Here is a 507-nt window from a genome sequence, read left to right on the forward strand (position 1 = left end):
GGTTGACCGTCGAAGTGTCGACGGTGTCGGTGACTTCGGTAACTGCCGCCGCTGGATTGGTGGCCAGATTTTCGAAGTTTCCGCCCGCAGCGTCCTTAATGGTCACTTCGACTTGGCCGGCGTCTTTATAGACGTCGTCTTTCGGCGCGTCGACGGTCACGGAGCCACTGGTTGCGCCGGCGGCGATGGTGATCACGGCACCGTTCGACAAGGTCACGGTGACCGGTGTGCCGGCGACGTTGGTCAGGGTGGCGGTGTAAACGATGGAGCCGCCCTCAGCCACGGAGTCAGTAGCGCTCAGGCTGAGGGTGGTGGTGTCTGCCGTGTCGGTAACCGAGGTGTCGGCTGACTTGCCATCGACTTCCAGCTTTTCGTAGTTACCGCCCTTGGCATCGTCGATTTTGACGCTCAGGGAGCCACCACCGGTCAGGGCATCGTTCGGCGCGGTGAAGTTGACACTGGCACTGCTCGAGCCGACCGGGATGGTGATGGTCTGGCCGTTCGACA

General features: G+C 61.9%; 1 protein-coding gene. It reads right to left on the reverse strand.

Annotation, left to right across the window (positions count from 1 at the left end; genetic code table 11):
- Positions 1-507: immunoglobulin-like domain-containing protein (locus AACY49_RS30395; RefSeq protein WP_339527970.1), on the reverse strand; the 507-nt coding region annotated here is incomplete at both ends.

The organism is Pseudomonas sp. EL_65y_Pfl2_R96, from assembly GCF_963970905.1.
GTDB lineage: Bacteria > Pseudomonadota > Gammaproteobacteria > Pseudomonadales > Pseudomonadaceae > Aquipseudomonas.